Here is a 5,648-nt window from a genome sequence, read left to right as displayed (position 1 = left end):
GGCGGCGGCCTCCTCCGCCGCGCGCGTGCACGCCCACCCCCGTTCGGTCAGCACGACCAGCCGCGCCCGCGCGTCGCCCGGATGCGGCCGGCGCTCCGCGTAGCCCTTCCGCACGATCTCGTCGACGAGCTGGCTCGCCGCCTGCTTGGTGACCCCGAGATGGGCGGCCAGCTCGGTGACCGTCGCACCGTCCGGCGCCAGCCGCGCGAAGGCGAAGCCGTGCGCCGGCCTGAGCCCCTCGAAGCCACGGGCGACGACGCCCTCGTGGATGCGTTGCGTGAGATCGCCGGCGACGGCGAGCAGGCCGGCGGACAGGGCCATGGCTTCGGAGTTCTGCACGAAGGCATTGAAACACCCTTGACGAGATGGTCAAGCCGCTTGACCATGTTCCCGGCTGCTTGTTCAAGCAGCTTGACCATCTTGTCGCGAAGGAGCCACCCATGCCCGTCGTCCGCCCGTCCGAGGCCGTGACCCATGAGATCCACGGCGCCCTGTTCGTCTCCCACGCCACCCCGCGCTCCGGCTCCAAGGAGCTGTGCGCATGGCGCGGCGAGATCCCCGCCGGCACCAAGGCCCCCGCCCACACCGTCTCCCACGAGGAGATCTTCCATCTGCTCGACGGCGAGCTCCTGATCACGCTCGACGACCGCACCGAGCGCGTCGCCGCCGGCGACACGTTGATCATCAACCCCGGCGCGACCCTGACCGTGGAGAACCCCACGGACCGCACGGCCGTCTCCTGGGTGACGACGTCCATCGGGCTGCGGGCACAGCTGGCCGACGGCACCGTCATCACGCCTCCGTGGGCCAACTGACGCCCTGACGGCCAGGGTCGGCCCTGAGTCACGCGGCCAGCGTGCCCGGCATCACCGCCCGGGGGCCGAACCTGGCTCGCGCGCGGTCCGCGACCTCCTCGATGCGGCGGACCTTCTCGTCGACGGGGTCGAAGGTGAGCTGGTAGGACGCCTGTTCGGCGGGGTCCAGGCCCTCCGCGCGCAGGACGAGCGCGCGGACCCGGGCGCGCTGGAGGCCGAGAGCCTCGTACATGCCGTACGCGGCCCCGGTCAGCGCCGCCGAGTGGGCGGTCGGTTCCGCCAGCGTGCGGCTGCGGACGGTGGCCGAGCGGTCGGCGTAGCGCACGGTGAGAGTCAGGGTGCGGCAGACCTTGTCGACGGCGCGGAGCCGGGAGCCCAGTTCCTCGGTGGCGGACAGCAGCGCCCTGCGGTGGCGGTCGGCATCCAGCTCGTCGCGCTCGAAGGGGCGTTCGGCCGCCAGGGAACGGGAGACGGTGTCGGGCACGACCCGTCCGCGGTCGACGCCGTTCGCCTTCTCGTGCAGCTCACGGCCGGACTTGGCGCCGAGCAGGCGCTGGAGCGTCGGCAGGGGGGCGGCGGCGACCAGGCCCAGGGTGTCCAGGCCGTACTCGCCCAGGGTGCGCGCCGTCGCCGCGCCGACGCCGGGCAGCGCGGTGACGGGCCGCTCGGCGAGGAACTCGGCGACGGCGTCCTCGGGCACCGCGCACGTCACCCCGGGCCGGGCGTCGTACAGGGCCATGCGGGCCAGCATCGGGCCCGGCCCGGCGCCGATCAGGCAGTCGACGCCGTACCGCGCGAGCGCGCGGACCCGGATCAGCGAGGCCAGCTCGACGGCGCCGCGCCCGAAGTACCGTTCGGCGCCCCGCAGATCGGCCAGCGCCCCGTCCGGCGGCAGCGCCTCGACCACCGGGGTGAACTCCTCCAGCAGCCCGAGCAGCCCCGGCAGGGCCGCCTCGTACATCGGGGGCAGCTGAAAACGTACACAGAGAATGGTCATCCCGCGCTCCCTGGAGACTGGTGCCACAACTTCCTTCCACTCGCGGGCCCTTCGCCCGCCGGGCGCAGATCCGCCCATGGGTGCATCTCGTAGCCGGTGGACATGCGGATGCGCCGGTCGCGAGCGGACTCCATGGGGTCCTGGGCCGCGGAGCCCGCGGGAGCCGGCCGGCCGTCCGAACCGGCGAGCCGGGCCCGCCGCGCGCCGTCGCTGTCGTCCGGGACGCCCCCCGCCCCCTCCGGGGCCGGGCGTGCCAGCCGGGCCGCCACTTCCTCCAGGCCGCCCTCGGCACGCAGTTCGGCCAGTTCGGCGAGGTTCCAGGCGGCGGCGCCCACCACGCTGAGGCTGCGCGGGCCGCGCCGCTGCACCACTCCGCGCACCAGCAGCAGCCAGGAGTGGAAGACGGTGTGCGCGCAGGCGTCGTGGGAGTCGTCGAAGAAGGCGAGGTCGACCAGGCCGGTGCCGTCGTCCAGCGTGGTGAAGATGACTCGCTTGCCGGACCGGATCGGCGGAGTCTGGGTGGCCGCCTTGGCGCCCGCGACCAGTACCGTCTCGCCGTGCCGGGCCTCGCGCAGCCGGCGCGCGGAGACCACGCCCAGCTCGTCGAGGAACGCCCGGTGGTCGTCCATCAGGTTCCGTGAGGTGTCCATGGACAGCACGCCCAGCTCGGCGCTGAGCCTCTCGGCGGCGGACAGGTCGGGGAGCCCGGCCGCGGCCGTCTTCCGGCCGCCGGCCAGGGGCAGTTGGCCGCCGCCCGCGCCCCGGGCGCCGCGATGCAGCTCGGTCAGGTGCAGTTGCAGGTCGCGGCGGTTGGCGCCGAACGCGTCCAGCGCGCCCACCTGGGCGAGCCGTCCGGCGATCGGGCGGCTCGGCCGGGCCCGCTCCCAGAAGTCCAGCAGCGAGGCGTACGGCTGTCCGTCCGCGATCCGCGCCGCCTCGGCCTTGCTGATGCCGTGCACGTCGGAGAGGGCCAGCCGAAGCCCCCAGACGCCGGAGGAACCGGGCCGCGACCCGGATCGCTCCTCGGGCCGCGACTCGGACGGCGTCTCGGGTCCCTCTCCCGACCGCGACTCGGACACCAGTTCGATACGGTGTGCGACTCCCGACCTGTTCACGTCCAAGGGCAGGATCGGCACCCCGCGCCGCCGCGCGTCCGCCAGCAGCAGTCGCTTGGGGTACATCCCCGGATCGTGCGTGAGCAGTCCGGCGTAGAAGGCGGCCGGGTGATGGGCCTTCAGCCACGCCGACTGGTATGTCGGCACGGCGAAGGCCACCGCGTGCGCCTTGCAGAAGCCGTAGGAGCCGAACGCCTCGACGATCTCCCAGGTCCGCTGAATCGTTTCCGCGTCGTATCCCCTCGCCGCAGCGTGCTGCGCGAACCACACCTTGATCCGCCCCTGCGACTCCGGGTCGGACAGCCCGCGCCGCACCCGGTCCGCCTCGTCGCGCCCGCAGCCGGTCATGATGTGCACGATGTGGATGATCTGCTCGTGGAAGACGACCACCCCGTACGTCTCCCGCAGCGGCTCCGCCAGGTCCGGGTGCGGGTAGCGCACCGGCGCCCGCCCATGCCTCGCCTCGATGAACGGCCGCACCATGTCGGCGGCGACCGGACCGGGCCGGAAGAGGGAGATGTCGACGACCAGGTCGTGGAAATCGGCCGGCTGGAGGCGGCCCACCAGGTCCCGCTGGCCCGGCGACTCGATCTGGAAGCAGCCGAGGGTCTCGGTGGAGCGGATGAGCCGGTACGTCGCCGGGTCGCCCGGCGGCACCGCGTCCAGGTCGATCCGCTCCCCCGTGGTCCGCTCCACCTCCGCGACCGCGTGCGCCATCGCCGACTGCATCCGCACGCCCAGCACGTCCAGTTTGAGCAGCCCGAGGTCCTCCACGTCGTCCTTGTCGAACTGGGACATGGGCAGGCCCTCGCCGCTGGTGGGCATGACCGGCGTACGCGCGAGCAGGGAGGCGTCGGACAGGAGCACGCCGCAGGGGTGCATGGCGACACCGCGCGGCAGGGCGTCGAGCGCCTCGACCAGCTCCCAGAACCTGCCGTACCCGTCCCCTTCCCGCTGAAGCTCCCTCGACAGCTCCTTGAGTTCGGGCAGTTCCTCCAGGGCCGCGCGGGCGTCGCGGGCACGGATGTGCGGAAAGGACTTGGCGATGCGGTCGATCTCGGCGGGGTCCATGGACAGGGCGGCGCCGACGTCCCGGACGGCGTGCCGCACGCGGTACGTCTCCGGCATGGCGACCGTCGCGACCCGCTCGGTGCCGAACCGGTCGATGATCGCGCGGTAGACCTCCAGCCGGCGCGCGGACTCCACGTCGATGTCGATGTCGGGCAGGACCATGCGCCGCTTGGACAGGAAGCGCTCCATCAGCAGCCCGTGCTCGACCGGGTCGGCGTGGGCGATGCCGAGGAGGTGGTTGACGAGGGAGCCCGCGCCGGAGCCCCGGGCCGCGACCCGGATGCCCATCCTCCGTACGTCGTCCACGACCTGGGCGACGGTGAGGAAGTAGGAGGCGAAGCCGTGGTGGGCGATGATGTCCAGCTCTTCGTGCATCCGCTCCCAGTAGTCGCGCCGGCCGGCGTAGCCGCGCAGCACCATGCCGGCCGCCGCCCGGGAGGCGAGCGTGCGCTGGGCGGTGCGGCGGGCGGCGCCGACGAGGTGCGGCTCGGGGAAGTGGACGCTGCCCATGCCGAGGTCGTCCTCGGGATCGACCAGGCACTCGGCGGCCGTGGCCCGGGTCTGCTCCAGCAGGCGGTGGGCGACGTCCCGCCTGAAGCCCGCGGCCTCGACGATCCGCTCGGCCGCCTGAAGCATGGCGCCCGGGTCCTTCAGCCAGGCCTCGCCGGAGTCCAGCTCCTTGGTGGTGTCGATGGGGACCAGGCGGCGGGCGGCGTCCAGGACGTCGGCGACCGGGCCCTGCCCGGGATCGGCGTAGCGGACGGCGTTGCTGAGCACGGGCCGGATCCGCTGCTCGGCGGCGAAGCCGACGGTGCGGGCGGCCAGGCGCAGGGAGCCGGGTCCCGTGCCCTTGCGGCCGTGCCAGACCGCCTCCAGGCGCAGGGCGTCGCCGTAGACCTCGCGCCAGGGGACGAGGAGCTTCGCGGCCCGGTCGGGACGGCCCGCGGCCAGCGCCCGGCCCACGTCGGAGTCGGGGCCGAGCAGCACGGTCAGGCCTTCGGCGTGGTTGTCGGGCCAGGGCAGCAGGGGAGTGTCCGACGGGGCGGCATGGGCGGCGCTGACCAGGCGGCACAGGTCGGCCCAGCCCCGGGCGCCGTCCCGGGCGAGGAAGGTGGCACGGGGAGTCGACTCGTCGATGAAGGCACCGCCGCGCACCGGCGCACGGCGCCGCTCCCGCTGTGCGGAGGTGTCGGTCCGTGCGGGCGCCTCGGGGCGTACGGGCTCGGCGACCGCCAGTTCCGCGCCGAACAGCGGGCGGACGCCCGCCGCCGCGCAGGCCTTGGCGAAGCGGACCGTGCCGGCGAGGGTGTCGCGGTCGGTGAGGGCGAGAGCGTCCATACCCCGTTCGGCGGCGCGCTCGGCCAGCCGCTCCGGGTGCGAGGCGCCGTAGCGCAGGGAGAACCCGGAGACGGTGTGCAGATGCGCGAAGCCCGGCACACGCACCTCCCGCACTCGTGAGCCCGTACGGACGGACAGGCTCTCGAACATCAGTTCACTACTCTCTCACCCCCACCATAAACCAATTCCCGAACGTTTGTACGACACGCGCTCGGGCGTGTCCCACCTGCGCAAACACCCGCCGCCACGCAGCGTGAGGACGCGTGAGAGCCCCGTCCTCGCACGCGAGGGCGGGGCTCTCACGCGTCCTCA

Annotated in this window: 4 protein-coding genes; 1 reads left to right on the top strand and 3 read right to left on the bottom strand. The window is 73.7% G+C overall.

The window, feature by feature from the left end; all coding sequences use genetic code 11:
* The coding region (locus BZY54_RS41390; RefSeq protein WP_086730524.1) for a MarR family winged helix-turn-helix transcriptional regulator at positions 1 to 339 on the bottom strand (339 nt) is incomplete at its 3' end.
* Positions 340 to 440: 101 nt separating this feature from the next.
* On the opposite strand from BZY54_RS41390, the gene BZY54_RS41385 reads away from it, so the two are divergent.
* The gene (locus BZY54_RS41385; RefSeq protein ID WP_086730523.1) at positions 441 to 815 is read left to right on the top strand and encodes a cupin domain-containing protein; all 375 of its coding nucleotides are present in this window, start codon (positions 441 to 443) and stop codon (positions 813 to 815) included.
* A gap of 28 nt (positions 816 to 843) precedes the next feature.
* Here the strand turns inward: BZY54_RS41385 and BZY54_RS41380 are convergent, their stop codons facing one another.
* On the bottom strand, positions 844 to 1,812 hold the full coding sequence (locus BZY54_RS41380) for a DNA polymerase Y family protein (RefSeq protein WP_086730522.1): 969 nt from the start codon (positions 1,810 to 1,812) through the stop codon (positions 844 to 846).
* A complete protein-coding gene (locus BZY54_RS41375; RefSeq protein WP_086730525.1) occupies positions 1,809 to 5,435 on the bottom strand; it encodes a DNA polymerase III subunit alpha in 3,627 nt (1,208 codons plus the stop codon). The genes BZY54_RS41380 and BZY54_RS41375 overlap by 4 nt, the downstream gene beginning before the upstream one ends.
* Between the last annotated feature and the right edge of the window lie 213 nt (positions 5,436 to 5,648).

Source organism: Streptomyces carpinensis (assembly GCF_002154505.1).
In the GTDB taxonomy this organism is placed as follows: Bacteria; Actinomycetota; Actinomycetes; order Streptomycetales; family Streptomycetaceae; genus Streptomyces; species Streptomyces carpinensis.
The sequence above is the reverse complement of the archived record's forward strand: the minus strand, read 5'-3'. Positions and strand labels throughout refer to the sequence as shown.